Genomic DNA, 17,923 nt, shown 5'->3' with positions numbered 1-17,923 from the left:
TCTATTTAATGTTGAAACTAGTAAATATAAATGTAGTTAAGATCCTATATATAGAAATGATTCCATAATACAGAATAATAAACATATTACACCATATTTATCTGAATTTAAATCCTTAAATTCGACAAAAAAGTGAATTTTCGTAATTCTAATGTTCATTTTTTTCGACTTTTATTTTAAATAATCAGATTATAAAATCAGAATATTTAAAATGGACGAAACATTGCGTCAGAACTACGTTTGTACAATATTTATATAACCATTTACAACTATAGCAGAAAAACGCTTGCAATTTCAATATCTAACTATGAAGATATTACGACATTAATCGACAAGACGTTTTTATAACTTTCGACATTATTCTTAAATTCATTTTTTGAACAAAACCGACATCATTATCCAATTATTTTCATGTAAAACGTATTATATCAATATTCTTTATATGCTAATGTTAAGATTTTAAGATAAAAACATACCTACTCCGGAACAACCAAACCTTTAATCTGTTATTTTTTTCGACATCATTCTACATTTTTATGTTTTTTGTCGACATTTTATTTTTTCTTCAATACGCTTCTCTTTCAAACTTTTACTTACATAGCAAAAAAGAACAGGTGATCCCTGTTCTTTTTTCTACTCAATTATTGAATAAAAAGAGGAATGGCCTCTATTCCATTCCTCTTTTTATAGACTCTTTTGCATGTAAGTCATTAATAATATATTTGGACGCTATGGAAATTTGCTCTCGCAATTCCTCTACCCTTTGTCCTAACGTTTCCTGTACATATTCTGTCTGCTCTAATTGCTTAATCGCCATACTATGTAATGTTTCTGTCGTCCAGTCTCCATCCACATTCCCAATAATCGGCTGATTTACTTGTTGTAAAAACGAATCGATCTTTGGATCATATGAAATTCCAATCATAGGCGTGTTTGCAACTGCCGATAATATAAGAGCATGCAGTCTCATTCCTATTAAAAGAGAGCATTCTGATAAAATAGAGATTTTCTCATGAATATCCATTTTATAAGGGAGCATGTGTGCTTCTTCTCCCATCAAATTAATGATATCCCTTGATGCATTTTGATCAAATGGTCCATGCATCGGTACAAATAAAATATGGTATCCCTCTTGCTTAAGCTTTTTCAGCGTATCTGCTAACTTCTTCATATAATCTTCTTTTGCATCCCAGTACCTTACACTAACCGCAACGACCTTTCCTTGCAGCGCATGTTTTTGAAGCCAATCGGATTTCTTTTCTTCTGGCTGACAAGCTAATACTGGATCTGGAACAAGTTCGATGTCTTTCTTAATACCAATTTCTTTTAAGTACAAAAAAGAGTCTTCATCACGTACTGATATATATTCAGCCTTTGATACATGCCATTTCACTAATAAACGATTTTGCTTCTTCGTGATAGGCCCGATTCCTTGGGCGTAAATATAATACGGCTTTTTCAAAAAACGGGCAAGCCGCATAATACCCGTATAGTATAAAATACTCTTAATACTCGTCTTATCTTGTAAGAGACTTCCGCCTCCGCTAATTAAACCATTACTTCTCTTTATTTCTCGGTAAATCGCTCTTATATCCCATCGGTTTACTGCTTCTACACCGTACATTTTTCTTGTATAGTCGGGGTCATTTGAAAGTACAACAAGCTCAAGAGTAGGATCCTCTTCATGTAGCGCTTTAATAATTGATTGCAAAATTGCTTCGTCCCCAACATTATAAAAACCATAATATCCTGATAAAACTAACCGCACTCTTAATCTCCTCCAACATTTCGCAATCAACTCTTTTTGTAATTAAACAAATTGTTATCCATTCCTTGCCGAGAAAGGTTTGATAACTTCAAATTGATTTCTTTCACAAACATCTAACAAGTCATACCCATGTATAATACTGTTCATTTTCTATAATCAACGATTTTATTTACGTAAAAATGGAATTTGTTCTTTCGATATCCAGTTTAGTTTCAATGCACATATGCCATATAACACTGAAGCTATACTTAGCGCTACAGCACTATATATCATTGCTAAAATCCTGGAATCTGTCACATTGATTAATGTAGACCCAAAGTATAATGCTATACCTAAAATACTAGATACTCCAATCACAGCCAAAAATTTCCCTATAGCTATTGGATAGGAAAGATCTTTTCTAATATAAATATGATTTGCGATACAAATCATTATATAAATAATTAGAGTACTATACGCTGCTCCATTTATACCGAATTGGTTTACTAGCGCTATATTTAATACAATTTTTACAAAACTTACACCGATGACAATCCATGCTGCTTGCATCGAACGATTAATCCCTTGCAAGATTCCTATTGATAATACCATAAGTGATGTGAAATACGAGCTACCAATTAAAATAGCTAACATGCCACTTCCTTTTGTATCTGTAAATAATGCAACATTAAGCGGTACTGCAAGCGCCATAAGCCATATCGTTATCGGCATTGTTAAAACGTGCGCAAATTCATTTGTACGTTTTACTGTCAGTTTAGCTAAAGCTATATCTTTTTTTGTTAAAGCAGCTGTTAATAATGGAATTAACGGAAATACTATCGCACTTGCAAATACAACAATTAATTGCGTAAATGCAAAACCACGGCTATATATACCAAATTGTTCCTGAATAGTTGCAGAAGATTCATGTAGCACATGTGGAATTGTTACAGAATCAACTAAATTTAAAACAGGCATCGATAACGCTCCGATTGCAATTGGAATTGAAACACGAAGTATGTTTTTCGCGTTTGTCTTAAAATCTTGTAATGAATATGTTTCGCTCTTATAGCGATACGTGCTTTTCACATATTTCATTCGCAAATATATGAGTGACGTAATAACACCAAAACAAGAACCAATCATTGCTCCGCCTGTTATGATATCACTAGCTTTATTCCAATATACAAATATATAGGCTATTGTTAGCATAAAGAATACGCGTATCAACTGTTCAATTACTTGTGATACACCAGTAGGTATCATATCTCCGAACCCTTGGAAATATCCACGGTACACTGCCATATACGGTGCGATTAATAAAGCAAACGAAGTAACAATTAATGCTAGCCTCGTCTCTTGCCCACCAAGCATATTTGCAATGCCACTCGATCCAATGATAATAATTAAAAATCCGAGCACCCCAAATATAACACCGATAATAGATGCGGACGTAAACAATTTAGCTATTCCGTCACGATCATTCTTTTCATGAAGATCAGCTATTAACTGGGATATTGCTAGCGGGACTCCCGCTACTGATAAAGTTAAGGCTATCATATATACAGGAAAAACAAGGCGAAAAATTCCAAGTACTTCATCCCCTGCTATATTTTGCAATGGAATTTGAAAAAAACTCCCCACTACTTTCGATATAAACGTTGTAACGGTTAAAATCGCAGCGCCTTTTACAAACTTTTTATTCATCTTCTATCTCTTTTCTTTCAATATATAATCTACATAAAATATTAAATCCATATTATTCATTCAACTTGAGAATCATCACTTTATCTCATTTAGTTATCATACCAAATTTCTTATATATTGAATACTCTCTTTCTTTTTATGTTTTAAATATAATATGTGCCATATATATGTTTTTTTATCCAGTATTTTCTTCAATTTACTACTTCTACTTGTTCAGGATAAACATGTGCTATAATGTAGCTATTGTCAGTAAGAGGAGTGTTTACAACATGCTGAATTCGGTAAAGAAATTGTTAGGAGATTCTCAAAAAAGAAAGCTAAAAAAATATGAACAACTCGTTCAAGATATTAATGATTTGGAAAAACAAATGGCTGATTTACCTGACGAAGAATTACGTCACAAAACTGTCACATTCAAAAGTATGCTTAAGGATGGTAAAACAGTTGATGACATAAAAGTAGAAGCATTCGCTGTTGTACGCGAAGCCGCAAAACGTGTGCTTGGATTACGCCATTACGATGTGCAGTTAATCGGAGGACTTGTATTACTAGAAGGTAATATTGCGGAGATGCCAACTGGTGAAGGGAAAACATTAGTTTCCTCTCTCCCAACATATGTACGTGCCCTTGAAGGAAAAGGCGTTCATGTTATTACTGTAAACGATTACTTAGCGAAGCGTGATAAAGAGTTAATTGGCCAAGTCCATGAATTTCTAGGCTTACAAGTTGGATTAAATATTCCTCAAATCGATCCTTCTGAAAAGAAACTTGCGTACAAAGCTGATATTACATACGGTATTGGAACAGAGTTTGGCTTTGACTATCTTCGCGATAATATGGCTGCTTCACAAAATGATCAAGTTCAGCGCCCCTATCACTTTGCTATTATCGATGAGATTGATAGCGTTTTAATTGATGAGGCGAAAACGCCACTTATCATTGCTGGGAAGAAATCAGGTAGCTCTGATTTGCATTATTTATGTGCAAAAGTTATCAAATCATTCCAAGATACCCTTCACTATACATACGATGCAGAATCGAAATCAGCTAGTTTTACAGAAGACGGTATTACAAAAATAGAAGATTTATTTGACATCGATAACTTATATGATTTAGAGCATCAAACTCTATACCATTATATGATTCAATCATTACGTGCCAATGTCGCTTTCCAGCTTGACGTTGACTATATTGTGCATGATGAAAAAATACTACTTGTAGATATTTTCACAGGACGTGTTATGGATGGTCGCTCTTTAAGTGACGGCTTACATCAAGCACTAGAAGCAAAAGAAGGTTTAGAAATTACAGAAGAAAACCAAACACAAGCTTCTATTACAATTCAAAACTTCTTCCGTATGTATCCGGCATTATCAGGTATGACAGGTACCGCAAAAACGGAAGAAAAAGAATTCAACCGTGTATATAATATGGAAGTTATTCCAATTCCAACGAACCGTCCTATTCTTCGTGAAGATAAAAATGACGTAGTATATGTAACAGCTGATGATAAATATAAAGCTGTGCGTGAAGAAGTTCTAAAACAGCATAAGCAAGGACGCCCTATTTTAATTGGGACGATGTCTATCTTGCAATCTGAAACTGTTGCTCGTTATTTAGATGAAGCAAACATAAAGTATCAATTATTAAACGCTAAAAGTGCAGAGCAAGAAGCAGACTTAATTGCAACTGCTGGGCAAAAAGGTCAAATTACAATCGCTACCAATATGGCAGGCCGAGGTACTGATATTTTACTAGGTGAAGGTGTCCACGCCCTTGGTGGATTACATGTAATTGGAACAGAACGTCATGAATCTCGCCGCGTTGATAACCAGCTTAAAGGACGAGCTGGTCGCCAAGGTGATCCGGGAAGCTCTCAATTTTTCCTATCTTTAGAAGATGAGATGCTAAAGCGCTTTGCTCATGAAGAAGTAGAAAAGTTGGAGAAATCACTGAAACCTGACAAAACGGGGCTTATTAATACATCTAAAGTTCATGATTTCATTAACCGTACACAATTAATTTGTGAAGGTGGTCATTTCTCAATGCGTGAATATAATTTAAAATTAGATGACGTAATTAATGATCAACGTAATGTTATATACACACTACGTAACAACCTTCTAAAAGAAGAAACAAATATGATAGAACTTGTTATTCCAATGATTGAACACTCTGTGGATGCAATTGCTAAGCAGCACCTTTTCGAAGGAATGCTTCCTGAAGAATGGGATTTCACTAGTTTAACAGCATCTATTAAAGAAGTTTTAGCGGTTGAAACTTTGCCGCCATTATCTGCGAACGACGTACATTCGCCTGAGGATTTACAAATCGTTTTAAAAGATACAATTTCTAGCTATATCGAACGTGTACAAGAATTAAATGACCATGCGGATTTACAACAATCACTGCGCTACGTTGGTTTACACTTCCTAGATCAAAACTGGGTAAATCACTTAGATGCAATGACTCACTTGAAAGAAGGTATTGGCTTAAGACAATATCAACAAGAAGATCCAACTCGCCTTTACCAAAAAGAAGGTTTGGATATTTTCTTATACACTTACGGTAATTTTGAAAAAGAAATGTGCCGATATATCGCGAGACATTTAGCAGTTCCAGAAAACGTACAATCATGAGGTGAAAATTTATGTTATCATTCCTGAAAAAGGCAAAGAAAAAAGGAAAAGATACTACTGTTTCTAGTAATCAATTATTTGGACAAGAAGAAACTACTTCTCAAAACAAAACGGTAAAGCCAGTTCTTTACTTCCATCCTAGCTGGGGTGACGTAGCACAAGAACAAAAATACATTTATCAATTTTTACATAAAGAATTACCACGTTTACAAGAATATCAAATTTCTTTATCAGGAATTGAAATTGAAAAACGTGATGGCGCATACGATGTAGCTGCATTCATTCGCAGCAGTGTCCCAAAACCAATTTCTTTCGAAGAAGTTACATTACTTCTATTAAACAAAGATAAAAAGCTGTGCGCACGTAAAACATTTAACTTATCTGCACTTGGCGATATTCCTGAAAACGTGAATATGCCTTTCGTATTTACATTTGAGCAAGAAACAATAACGGAAGCTGAACTATCTCAATCAGATTGGGAATTAGCTTTCGAACTTGAAAGTAAGCATCAACTAGATTTAGATCCATCTTGGGAATCTCAGTTACCTGAAGCAAGCAAAGATGCTTTACGTAATTTTGTAGACAATTTAACACCTCCAAATGAAGGTGAAATTAACTTCCTAGGTTTACAAGCCGCACTGAAAGAGAACGGCGATTTACATACAACACTTCTAATTCGTAACGGCTGTAAAGATAACATTCAACTAGAACAACTTCCTCTTCATATTGAAGATGCTTCTGGAGAAGTCGTTGTTAAAGGTGCTTTCACGTTACCGAATCTTGAAATTAAAGCGAATACTACAAAACCGTGGTCATTTGTTTTCCCTGCTTCATCCATCTTGAAACAAAACATGGATTTATCTAGCTGGAAAGCATTTGTACCACAAGACTAATATACAAAAAAGCCTATCCTAAAAGATGGTCATCACACCTTTAGGATAGGCTCTATTTTTTATGTAAAATCTACTTCGTTACTAATAAACGTTCAATATGATACTCAGCTTCTAGTTTACACATTTCATCTACATGCTTTACTTCGCTCTTGTTTAACAGCTCTAATTGTTCTTCGCTCGGCTGCTCACTAATAAGCTCATTAATTTTTTCATTTACTTTCATCGCTAATGCTTGATGGAAATCTGGATGTCCTTTCAACTCGTCATCTACTTTATTAATCCAAGTTGATTTTGTGTATAAATATTGTTTCCACTGTTCAACAAATTGCTGCATATCAAATTTTTCTTCATTCCATTCAATTTCTTTCATATATCTCTCAAAAGAAACAACAATTGATCGTGTAATCCCGATCTTCACTCCATGTGGTAACTGTTTGTACATCAAATATTCCCTCCAGCTTAAAGCTCTTCCTTCTGAATATAAAGGAATCTCAAAATTCATATACTTTCTTATAATAGCACATTGCTAATCTAAGATGTTACTATACTGTGTAGAAAATCAATTGTCAACAGACGTATAACATTTAAATATAATGATTTTATACATAGTAAGCACATATACAAATAATAAGAACCTTCACACTCTATAACGCAATTCATGTGAAGGTTCTTATTGTTATATTGCCTTAACTTTTAAAAACTGCAGTTTCTCTTTTTGCTCATCATTCGCCATCATTACTATCGTCTTTTCAACATGCGGATGTACATGTTCAAGTGTCACACGCACTCCTGCTTTATCCGATTGCTCAACAAAGTTTAATAACGCCATAGCTCCTGATACATCCATATAACGTACATCTTTCATACGCAAACTAACTGGTGACTTCACATCTTGTAAAGAAGCAAAAATACGATCTACTGATAGAAATGAAAGTGGTCCCTGAATCGTATACGTCGCTTCTTTTTCTTTTATAATAGAAGCTTTACGTTCTTTACACTTCACCATGTATATAATGAAGGAAAGAATAATGCCAAACGCAACAGCAACCATTAAATCGAATTTCACTGTCACAACCATCGTCACGAACATAACAATCACATCACCTCTTGGTGCTACATGTGCTTTCTTCATGCTTTCCCAATCAAACATCCCTATGCCAGTTAAAATTAAAATACCTGATAATACAGCAAGCGGAATATATTGTACCACTGAACCGAGTCCCATAATGAAAATAAATAATATGACACTATGCATACAAGCCGACAGTGCCGTCTTCCCCCCGCTTCTTATATTGACGATAGATCTAACAGTTGCACCTGCTCCTGCTAATCCACCGAACAAACCACTCGCAATATTGCCAATACCTTGTCCGATTAACTCTTTATTACTTTTATGACGTGTCCCCGTCACATTATCCATTACGACAGACGTTAATAACGAGTCAATTGATCCTAGTAAAGCAATACTAAGTGCTGGTAATACAAGTGCTAACATGCCATTTGCGTCTAAATTCGGTACGTGAAGAGATGGCATCGCCTCTGGAATTGCACCTATTTTTTCAATCATCTTATTTAAAGAAAGAGTTCCTACAACTGGTAAGTTTACCGTAATTCCTTGTAGCATAGAAGAAAATAACGGCAACGTTACTGTAACACCTACTAATGCTACTAAACTTGATGGAATGGCCTTAATCCATTTTCCAGAAACAATCATTACAATGATCGTTAATAACACAAGCAGAAAGCTATTTTGTACGTGCTTCATTTCACCTAAAATAATAATCAGTGCAATCCCATTCATAAACCCTGAAACAACAGGATACGGAATGTAACGAACGTAAGAGCCGAGCTTACATACACCAAATAAAATTTGAAATAACCCCGCCATCATAAATGCAATAAAACTTGCTTCTAATCCGTGAGTTGCAATAACGCCCGTTGCAATTACTGTAATCGGCCCAGTAGGACCCGTTACTTGCCCCGGTGTACCGCCAAATAACGCCGCAAACAAACCTGCAAAAATTGCACCATACAATCCGACCAGTGCTCCCTCAGACGTTCCCGTTGCAGCAATACCAAATGCAATCGCTAGCGGCAAGGCAACAATCGCAACAGTAAACCCTGCTAAACATTCCTTTGCTATTTTTTGAAACATATAAATAACCACCTTCTTATAAAGTCCATGTTCCATTGTACATCTAAAACAAATCATTCGTTAGCGTATTTATAAAAAACTCTTTACAGTCTCGTGAAGTAAACGTCTACATTTACAAATAGCCTTCCCAAGTCAAACTAAAAAACAGCAATATGACGAATCTACCTTTGGAAACAAACTTGACTATGCTATAATGAACAAATTAAATCTTTTACTATATACTTGGAGGCACTATGCTAACTTTTGAAGAAAAATTATCAATTATTGAATCTTTCCCGGAATTAGAAAGAAAGAACGTATCATTAAAACGCGTAAACTTTCACTTTGAAGAAAGTCGTTTAGATAAAAAGAACGTTGTATATCATTTACACCCAAATGGAAACGGATTTGTATATGCAAACTTCATTAAAGGTTATAGAACAGATGATAAAGGCATGATTAACATCCGCGAGTTTTCAGAAGAAGAACTGCGTTCATTAATTGAAAAAGTAATTGAACGTCTATCACAGGAGCAAGAGGAAATTGTAGCACCAATGGAACCTGCTGCGGAAGAAGAATGGCGTAACGAAGACGGCCATATCCTAACTCTTATTCAAGAGGATGACATGTGGAACGTTTACGCTGGCGTAAACTTAGACGGTACATTCAACTCTTATCCAGAAGCTGCGGAATACCTTGATGAAGAAGGTTTCTCACGCAAGTAATAAAAATGCCTTTCCGAATTTGGAAAGGCATTTTTTCATTATTTTTTCATACCTTTTAACGACTCTCTCAGCACAAATTTTTGCAACTTCCCACTCGCATTACGAGGAAGTTCATCTGCAAATAAGTAATGACGCGGACGTTTATAGTCTGCTAATTCATCACTTTCTTTGCAATACGTTTCTAAATCAGCTTCTGTAATATTTTCATCTTTCTTTACAACAACCGCAACGACACGCTCTCCCCATAGTTCATCGGGCTCACCAAGTACCGCAACATCTAATACACCAGGGTGACTATGAAGAAAATCTTCAATTTCACGTGGATAAATATTAACGCCTCCGCTAATTACCATATCATCCACACGATCTGCGACGAATAAATAGCCATCTTTATCGAAATAACCTAAATCACCCGAGTGATACCATCCTTTATACATCGATTTTGCATTTGCTTCTTCTCGATTATGATAACCAGCCATCATAGTTGGACCGCGCAAAATAATTTCCCCTACTTCATAAGGAGGCAACGTATCATCTGGCTCTGCTGGTCCATCTTCGTTCGGTTTCACAATTCGAATTTCATGGCTAAAGCACGGCGTTCCTGCTGAACCAGCTTTCGTAATTTGATCCTCTTCTACGAGAAACGCAACAACTGGTCCCATTTCTGTCATTCCGTAAATTTGGACAAGATCAATATAAAGACGCTCTTTACATTCCTTCACTAACGCCGGAGCCATCGCAGCCCCGCCATATACACCGATTTTCATCGAAGTTAAATCATACTTAGTTAGATCTTTTTGCAGTAACATATTCCACATCGTCGGTGCTGCAAAAAACGTCGTAATCTTCTCTTCTTGAATGGTATGTAATACTCTATCCGTATCAAAATGATGTAAAATAACATTCTTTCCGCCAACTTGAATGCGCGGTATGATTCCAGCGTTTAACTCGCCGCAATGATATAAAGGCGCTACCACAAGACCGGCGCTATCCCTGTTATATTTTATGAAATACGTACAAATCATACTATGCTCAGCCATATCACGATGGCGATGTAGTACGCCTTTCGGATGACCAGTCGTTCCGCTCGTATAAAGCATAGAACAAAAGTCCATTTCATCGACTACAATATCTACTTTTTCAGCTGATGCTTCATTTACTTTTTCATGGTAAGAACTAGCATAGGAAGGTGCATCGTCTTCCACGTACCAAAAAGACGAATTTGGAAAATCTCGTTCAATCATAGTAACTGTTGATTCGACTGCTTTTTCAAAGACGACTACTTTCGAGGCTGCATCTTGGAGGATATACGATAATTCTTTTGCTTTTAAGCGGAAATTAATTGGATTGAAGATCGCGCCAATTTTCGCACAGGCTAAGTAAACGTTTACAAATTCACGACAGTTATATAGGTAAACAGATACACAATCTCCCTTTCTTACTCCTTCTTTCAATAGAGCTTGCGCCGTTTTATTTATTTGCTCATCCCACTGTTTATATGTCCAACGAATATTTTTTTCTGGTTCTACTAACGCCTCTTTATTCGGATACTTGCCAACTGTCAAATCAAAAATTCTCCCTATCGTCATGTACATGCCAACAATTTCCCCCTTTTCTCTTTCATAAATCTATCATTTCGTCTATAAGTAGACATTGTCCTCTAATAATCTGACTAATTTTTCTGATTATTATCGACATAGTTTTACATATGGACCGTTTGATGGTAAATGAAATTATATCGGCGATTTTTTGAATATATCGAACGCAACTCAATTTATATCAGCTATTTTTCGAATATATCGACTTACCGACAAAAACTGACAATATAAAAAGAGGCTGTTCCAAATCGGAACAACCCCCTTCTTCTTACACGAATAGCTCTTCTAAAATTTTCAGTTTATCTTCTGTATATTTCACGAAGCCATCGTTATATGATTTTGGATCTTTCGGATTCGCAAAGTGTGTAATTGCTCCTGTTTGTGGGTGAACAAATTTACTTGATGCCCCGCAACCAAGTCCGATAATCGATTGTACTTCTTCCATAATAACAATATTGTAGATACTTTCTTGCGTCGGTATTGCATACCCAACGTTTTCTAAGTTACCTAAAATATTTTTTTGACGATATAAATAGTATGGCACGTAATTATGGTTCTTCGTCCACTCTTCCGCCTCATGCATCATCGCAGTAATTTCTTCGCGACCTGCTACTTTATATTTACGTTTGTTTTGCGTCATTTCAGAAGCACGTTTAAATGATAACGTATGAACTGTTAAAGATTCTGGCATTAACTTTTCTGTTTCATCTAACGTGTGCTTGAAGATGTCTAATCCTTCACCAGGAAGACCAATAATTAAATCCATATTAATATTGTTCATTCCCATTTCACGTGCTAAATGATACTTCTCAATCGTTTCTTCTACAGTGTGATGACGTCCAATTGCTTTTAGTGTTTCTTGGTGGTATGACTGCGGATTAATACTAATACGGTCAATATTCCATTTATTTAACACTTCTAGCTTTGCTGGTGTGATCGTATCTGGGCGACCTGCCTCAACTGTTACTTCACGTACATCTTTCACATCAGGGAAAGCTTGGTACATTTCTTCATACAACATATCCATCTCTTCTGCTGTAATACTCGTCGGTGTACCGCCGCCGTAATAAATCGTCGTAACTGTAACACCTTTTTCTTTTAAAAACTTACCAATTTCACGAACTTCATAATGTAACCCGCCTAAGAACGAATCAACTGATCCTTGGCGTCCGTTAATTGCATAAGCTGGGAACGTACAGTACGCACATTTTGTAGGACAAAACGGAATACCGATGTAAATACTTACTTCTTCTTTCAAACGGTATAAATCCGGAACAACCGCTAATTGGCAATCAACAATACGCTGAAGAAGTTCAATTTTCTCTTCATGAATTAAATAACTTTCACGAAGTTCTTTATGCGCTTCTTCTTTTGACATACCATTTTGAAGCAGTTTGTGAAGAAGTTTCGTTGGGCGTACCCCAGTTAATATTCCCCAGCTCTGTTCAAGTCCAGTTAGCTGTTGAAGTACAGAAAGATATACGTAAGAAACAACATGTTTCACTTGCTTCATACGTTCTTTTTCTTCTGTGAAAGCAGATAAATCTTTTGCGAATGTTTCTTCATATACATTTCCGGTTGCAACATCTGTTAAACGAGCCGATGCTGTCACATTACCTTCTATCTGTATATCAACGATAAGATTTGCTTCTTCTTTCTCAAACCCTATCGTGCTCTCTTCAAAAAATAAACCGCCAATATTTTGTAGCGGACGTAAAAAACGATCATCTTGTAACGTTTTAATTGAAATTAACAACATTATCACCTTTTCATTTGCAAACTCTCTTTAGTTTACTTGAAGGGCGTTTGAAGGTCAATACAGAAGGTTTTACCTTATTTCTTCTATTAAAAACTTAAAGGCATAAGAGATAACATTTCTCTTATGCCTTTTATAAACCTATTAGCTATTTTTAATCATAAATCTTAAACGTATTCCTAATAACACCAGAATTACACCTATAAATGGAAGGTAATCCGTATTATGCCCTGTAGCTGGAAGTTTTTGATTATTAGAACCGCCTTGTTCTTTTTCTGGTAAGTTAGGCTTTTCTACTTCTTCGCCTGGGCTTTCTGTTCCTTCACCTGGCTTTTCTATTCCTTCACCTGGTGTTTCTGTCTCTCCACCTGGTGTTTCTGTCTCTCCACCTGGTGTTTCTGTCTCTCCACCTGGTGCTTCTATCTCTCCACCTGGTGTTTCTGTCCCTCCACCTGGTGTTTCTGTCTCTCCACCTGGCTTTTCTGTCTCTCCACCTGGTGTTTCTGTCTCTCCACCTGGTGTTTCTGTCTCTCCACCTGGTGTTTCTGTCTCTCCACCTGGTGTTTCTGTCTCTCCACCTGGTGTTTCTGTCTCTCCACCTGGTGTTTCTGTCTCTCCACCTGGTGTTTCTGTCTCTCCACCTGGTGTTTCTGTCTCTCCACCTGGTGTTTCTGTCTCTCCACCTGGTGTTTCTGTCTCTCCACCTGGTGTTTCTGTCTCTCCACCTGGTGTTTCTGTCTCTCCACCTGGTGTTTCTGTCTCTCCACCTGGTGTTTCTGTCTCTCCACCTGGTTTCTCTGGACCTTTTCCTGTTTCTTTTTCATTGGTAATTTGAAGCTTTATAACTTCTACTTTCTCATTAGAAATCGTAAATTCAATTCCCTTATCAGATAAATTATATCCTTCTGGAGCCTGGACTTCTTTTAAAACGTAATCTCCTGGTTCCAGTTTCTTCGAAGTTGCTTTACCATTTTTATCTGATGTTAATGTGTCTATTTTTATTCCGTCTTTCAGAATTTCAAACACTGCACCTTCTAATTTTTTATCTGTATCATTAGCATCTATCTTTGTAATTTCTACTTGACCTGTGATTTTTTCTTTCACTTTTTCATTCAATACTTCTTGTTTTGCTACTTCATTTGCTACAACATTTACTTTTACTGTAACTTCTACCGCTTTGTAGCCTTCTGGCGCTTTCGTTTCTTCTAACGTATACTTACCTGGCACTAAGTTTTCGAATGTCACAACACCATCTTTATTCGTTGTTTTCGCTTCTCCAACTACTTGACCATTTTCGTTTTTTAGTCTGAATTCTGCGCCTTCTAGAACTTTTCCACTCTCTGCATCCTTTTTGATTACTTGTAAGCTTCCTAATTCTTTCGCATTTTCTACTTGTACTTGTACTACTTTGTTCGCTTCCACAACGACTTCAATTTCTTCTTTTAGTAATTTATATCCTTTTGGTGCTTTCGTTTCTTTTAACGTGTATTTTCCTGGTTCTAATTTTCCAGAGATGACTTTACCTGTTTTATCTGTTTGTAACATCTCTACTTTCTTACCATCTTTATACACTTCAAATTCTGCGTCTGATAAAAGCTTCGTTTTATCGTTTGCATCTACTTTTACGATTTCAAATTGACCAAGGCTCTTACTATTCGTTACTTTTACATCAACAACTTTTTCACCGTTGACTGTTACATGAATTACTTGTTTTGTTAACTCATAACCTTCTGGTGCTTTTGTTTCTTCTAACGTATACTCACCCGGTACTAGTCCTTCTACTTTAACCGTTCCAGACTTATCTGTTGTAATTTTTTCTTTTACAACATTTCCTTTAGCATCTTTCAATGTAAATACTGCGCCTGCTAAACGTTCCGCTTGATCTTTATCATCTGTTTTAATAATTTGTAGAGAGCCCAAGAGTTTTTCATTTTCTGCCTCTACTTTTACTACTTCTTTCTCATTTTGAATTGTTACTTTCCATTCTTTATTTGAAATCTTGTAACCTGCTGGTGCTTTCGTTTCTTTCACTGTGTATTCACCTAATGGTAATTTCGGTAACATCGCTTTTCCACTCTCATCAGTTTTCAACTCTGCTACCTTTTTACCATCTTTATACACAGTAAATTCTGCATCTGATAATAGCTTCGTTTTATCATTCGCATCTACTTTTACGATTTCAAATTGACCCAGAACTTTTTCGTTCATTACTTCCTGTTTTACTACTTCATTTGCTACAACATTTACTTCCACTTTTAATTCTACCGCTTTGTAGCCTTCTGGCGCTTTCGTTTCTTCTAGCGTATACTTACCTGGCACTAAGTTTTCGAATGTCACAACACCATCTTTATTTGTTGTTTTCGCTTCTCTAACTACTTGACCATTTTCGTTTTTCAGTCTGAATTCTGCGCCTTCTAGAACTTTTCCACTCTCTGCATCCTTTTTGATTACTTGTAAGCTTCCTAGTTCTTTCGCATTTTCTACTTGTACTTGTACTACTTTGTTTGCTTCCACAACGACTTCAATTTCTTCTTTTAGTAATTTATATCCTTTTGGTGCTTTCGTTTCTTTTAACGTGTATTTTCCTGGTTCTAATTTCTTAGAGATTACTTTACCTGTTTTATCTGTTCGTAATGTATCTATTTTTTCACCATCTTTATACACTTCAAACTCTGCGTCCGATAATAGCTTCGTTTTATCATTCGCATCTACTTTTACGATTTCAAATTGGCCTGTAGCTTTTTCAGCGATTTTTTTATTCAACACATCTACAGTCACTGTTTTATTAGCAGCTACATCAACACGAACTGAGCTAGATGATAGTTCATAACCTTTTGGTGCTTCAACTTCTTTTAATGTATATGTTCCAACTGGAAGTTGTTTTGATAAAGCTGCACCTTTACCATCTGTAATAATTGTTTCAACAACATTTCCATCTTTATCTATAACATCAAATTTTGCACCTGGTAGAAGTTGACCAGATTCACTATCTTTTTTCAACAATTTAAATTGACCATTCTCTACTTTTTTCGTATTCTTCATAACAATTTCAATTACGTTTGTACCATTAATTGTTACTTTTACTGGTGTATCAACTTTTATATATCCTTCTGGTGCACTTATTTCTTTTACAAAATAGTCACCAAGTGGTAAATCCTTGACTTCAGCAATACCCTTTTCATTCGTTGTAACAGTAGCTACAACATTATTGTCTTTGTCTATAACATCAAATTTTGCATCTTTTAAAACAATGTTTTCATCGTTTGCATCAACTTTTTTAATTTGTAAATTTCCTTTTTCAACTGATGGATTTTTCCATTTCGGCCAGTTAAATTTAAAATTGTGAACCTCAAACCCATCTCTTTGGTGTAATCCCCCAACATAGGCTTGTCCATTAATAGAACCACCCTTTGTCTCTACAACAGCATTTGGAGCAAATACACTTCCTACTACGCCATATCCTTTTGTTGATATTTTTGTAGCATTCGGAAACGCCCAAATTACTTTACTAGCTAACTCAGTAAAAGGTGAATTAGGATCATATGCTTGTGATGTATTAATTAAGTCTGTTGCCATCCCAGTATTTTTCGTATCGTACAAAATTGCACCGCTACCAAAATTCACTTCTTCTGCGTCTGAATAAATAACAATAAAGTCTTTGTTATTTACATTCGGAAGATAAACATCTTTTACATCAAATGTTTTCTTTCCTGTTAAGCCTGAAGAAACATAAATATTAGGATTGTTTACATCCTCTCCGATGCCAAAACTCATATTAGGTTTTGGTTTATCAGTATGTAATTGACTCGCATTTCCAATTACACCATCAACGTCTTTTCTAAATTCTTTGAACTTGGCATCAATCTCTGCTTGCTCTTTATAAGAGATACGGTCATAAGATGACTTCATTGCACCTTCTGGGTCACCATCTTTTGTCATCGCCACTGTTCCATCTTGAATGATTACTTGTCCTGCTCCCGCTTTCGTAAATTGACCACCTAGTAATAATGATGGATATCCTTCATCTTTCCATGTTGCTCCAGCTAAGTTGTTTGCTCCAGTTGCAGCCGCTACGACTGTATAACTTGATGCGTTCATGTTCTTTTGAACAGCCATCGCACCCTCAATATCCGCACTCGTTGCACTATGATCACCAAAAATGATTGCGTTATAATAAGATGTATCGCCTAAACCTTTTAATTCTGTTGTAGCTGCCTCCGCTTTATACGGTAAATGGATTAAAAAATTCATACATACTAACAATATAATTATAAAACTACTGCATATCTTTTTTACTTTTTGACTTAATGATTTCCTCAAGAAATTCATTCCCCCTTTTCAAATTTCAAAAACTTATAACAAGAAGTACATTTCAGATGTACTTAAAACCTATTCATACTAATTTACAAATAATCCATTTAAATAAAACAAAGAAGCTCTACAACTAATTGGCGAAACTACTACAATTCATTTTTGAGATAATACGTGAACTAAACTAACATGCTGAAGTGTTTTTACGTACGGGAGCTCAATAAAATTAACTCGAAGAATATTTCATGTGGTGTAACTATTTTGGCAACATCATCCACTCTACAACAGTTTTCTAAAGTATTCAAGTGAATTGTATGGATTACAGACACAATTCCTCACCTGAAACGCTTTCATTTCTTATTGGAATATTGATTTAAACTTTTCAAATAAAGTCGACAAAAAAACGTAGCCAA

At 35.7% G+C, this 17,923-nt stretch carries 10 protein-coding genes; 3 read left to right on the top strand and 7 right to left on the bottom strand.

What is annotated here, in order from left to right; translation table 11 throughout:
• Positions 1-667 precede the first annotated feature (667 nt).
• Together csaB and LCF45_RS04500 are read right to left on the bottom strand one after the other, a co-directional pair.
• Positions 668-1,768, bottom strand: coding sequence for a polysaccharide pyruvyl transferase CsaB (csaB, locus tag LCF45_RS04505; protein WP_002125544.1), 1,101 nt, complete (start codon positions 1,766-1,768; stop codon positions 668-670).
• A 165-nt stretch (positions 1,769-1,933) separates the two neighbouring features.
• Positions 1,934-3,454, bottom strand: a complete 1,521-nt coding sequence (locus tag LCF45_RS04500; protein ID WP_002169071.1) for a putative polysaccharide biosynthesis protein — start codon at positions 3,452-3,454, stop codon at positions 1,934-1,936.
• Positions 3,455-3,723: 269 nt separating this feature from the next.
• On the opposite strand from LCF45_RS04500, the gene secA2 reads away from it, so the two are divergent.
• A complete protein-coding gene (secA2, locus tag LCF45_RS04495) occupies positions 3,724-6,093 on the top strand; it encodes an accessory Sec system translocase SecA2 (RefSeq protein WP_088046038.1) in 2,370 nt (789 codons plus the stop codon).
• An 11-nt stretch (positions 6,094-6,104) separates the two neighbouring features.
• Positions 6,105-6,986 (top strand): accessory Sec system S-layer assembly protein, encoded by an 882-nt coding sequence (locus LCF45_RS04490; protein WP_002030040.1) that lies wholly within the window; start codon positions 6,105-6,107, stop codon positions 6,984-6,986.
• A 70-nt stretch (positions 6,987-7,056) separates the two neighbouring features.
• On the opposite strand, the gene LCF45_RS04485 is transcribed toward LCF45_RS04490, so the two are convergent.
• Entirely contained in the window at positions 7,057-7,428 is a 372-nt protein-coding gene (locus tag LCF45_RS04485) for a hypothetical protein (RefSeq protein WP_002125538.1), read from the bottom strand.
• 234 nt (positions 7,429-7,662) lie between these two features.
• Positions 7,663-9,141: a SulP family inorganic anion transporter gene (locus LCF45_RS04480; protein ID WP_002125536.1), complete on the bottom strand. Its 1,479-nt coding sequence runs from the start codon at positions 9,139-9,141 to the stop codon at positions 7,663-7,665.
• 233 nt (positions 9,142-9,374) lie between these two features.
• Here LCF45_RS04480 and LCF45_RS04475 point away from each other — a divergent pair, with 233 nt between their 5' ends.
• Positions 9,375-9,845: a hypothetical protein gene (locus LCF45_RS04475; protein WP_002010927.1), complete on the top strand. Its 471-nt coding sequence runs from the start codon at positions 9,375-9,377 to the stop codon at positions 9,843-9,845.
• A 38-nt stretch (positions 9,846-9,883) separates the two neighbouring features.
• Here LCF45_RS04475 and LCF45_RS04470 read toward each other — a convergent pair whose 3' ends face one another.
• The 3 genes from LCF45_RS04470 to LCF45_RS04460 all read right to left on the bottom strand — a co-directional run bounded on the left by LCF45_RS04470 (position 9,884) and on the right by LCF45_RS04460 (position 17,519).
• Positions 9,884-11,440 (bottom strand): fatty acid--CoA ligase, encoded by a 1,557-nt coding sequence (locus LCF45_RS04470; protein ID WP_033730860.1) that lies wholly within the window; start codon positions 11,438-11,440, stop codon positions 9,884-9,886.
• Positions 11,441-11,711: 271 nt separating this feature from the next.
• Entirely contained in the window at positions 11,712-13,202 is a 1,491-nt protein-coding gene (locus LCF45_RS04465) for a coproporphyrinogen III oxidase (RefSeq protein WP_002010930.1), read from the bottom strand.
• A 141-nt stretch (positions 13,203-13,343) separates the two neighbouring features.
• Positions 13,344-17,519 (bottom strand): SpaA isopeptide-forming pilin-related protein, encoded by a 4,176-nt coding sequence (locus LCF45_RS04460; RefSeq protein WP_263894590.1) that lies wholly within the window; start codon positions 17,517-17,519, stop codon positions 13,344-13,346.
• Between the last annotated feature and the right edge of the window lie 404 nt (positions 17,520-17,923).

It is taken from the genome of Bacillus sp. 41-22 (assembly GCF_025809295.1).
GTDB classification, from domain to species: Bacteria; Bacillota; Bacilli; order Bacillales; family Bacillaceae_G; genus Bacillus_A; species Bacillus_A mycoides.
This window is presented reverse-complemented; position numbering and strand designations above follow the sequence as displayed.

What these genes read in the sequence shown, in the direction of transcription:
- LCF45_RS04480 (WP_002125536.1), bottom strand. Translation starts at nt 9,141, where the DNA reads ATGTTTCAAAAAATAGCAAAGGAATGTTTAGCAGGGTTTACTGTTGCG.
- LCF45_RS04465 (WP_002010930.1), bottom strand. Translation starts at nt 13,202, where the DNA reads ATGTTGTTAATTTCAATTAAAACGTTACAAGATGATCGTTTTTTACGT.
- LCF45_RS04470 (WP_033730860.1), bottom strand. Translation starts at nt 11,440, where the DNA reads ATGTACATGACGATAGGGAGAATTTTTGATTTGACAGTTGGCAAGTAT.
- LCF45_RS04475 (WP_002010927.1), top strand. Translation starts at nt 9,375, where the DNA reads ATGCTAACTTTTGAAGAAAAATTATCAATTATTGAATCTTTCCCGGAA.
- secA2 (WP_088046038.1), top strand. Translation starts at nt 3,724, where the DNA reads ATGCTGAATTCGGTAAAGAAATTGTTAGGAGATTCTCAAAAAAGAAAG.
- LCF45_RS04500 (WP_002169071.1), bottom strand. Translation starts at nt 3,454, where the DNA reads ATGAATAAAAAGTTTGTAAAAGGCGCTGCGATTTTAACCGTTACAACG.
- LCF45_RS04485 (WP_002125538.1), bottom strand. Translation starts at nt 7,428, where the DNA reads ATGTACAAACAGTTACCACATGGAGTGAAGATCGGGATTACACGATCA.
- LCF45_RS04490 (WP_002030040.1), top strand. Translation starts at nt 6,105, where the DNA reads ATGTTATCATTCCTGAAAAAGGCAAAGAAAAAAGGAAAAGATACTACT.